The 338-nt window shown below is 80.2% G+C and carries 1 pseudogene; it reads left to right on the forward strand.

Going from position 1 to position 338, the window contains the following annotated elements:
- A pseudogene (locus tag ADK55_RS40010) lies at nt 1–338 on the forward strand (hypothetical protein); the annotation flags it as partial.

Here is a 338-nt window from a genome sequence, read left to right on the forward strand (position 1 = left end):
CTCTTGGTCCGCTTCGGCGTCGGCTTCGGCTTCGGGGTCTGGCTCGGCGACGGGGAGGGGGCGGCCGACGGGGGGGGGGGGGCGGAGGGGGACACGGACGGGGACGGCGAAGGCGATGCGGAGGCCGACGGGGAGGCGGTGCTCGCGTCGGGTGCGGAGAGCGCCGCCAGCGGGGACGCGGGGGCGCTGCCGGCGGCCTCGGGTTCGCCGGAACCGGGAAGCGAGCCGAGGTACACCAGGCCGCCGCCCGCGACACACGCGGCGATGACCGCGCCACCGATGGCCCGGCGGCGGTTCTGGCGCCGCCTGCGCAAGGCGCCGCGGCCGGCGGCGTCGGC

The sequence above is a fragment of the Streptomyces sp. WM4235 genome, assembly GCF_001279725.1.
GTDB lineage: Bacteria > Actinomycetota > Actinomycetes > Streptomycetales > Streptomycetaceae > Streptomyces.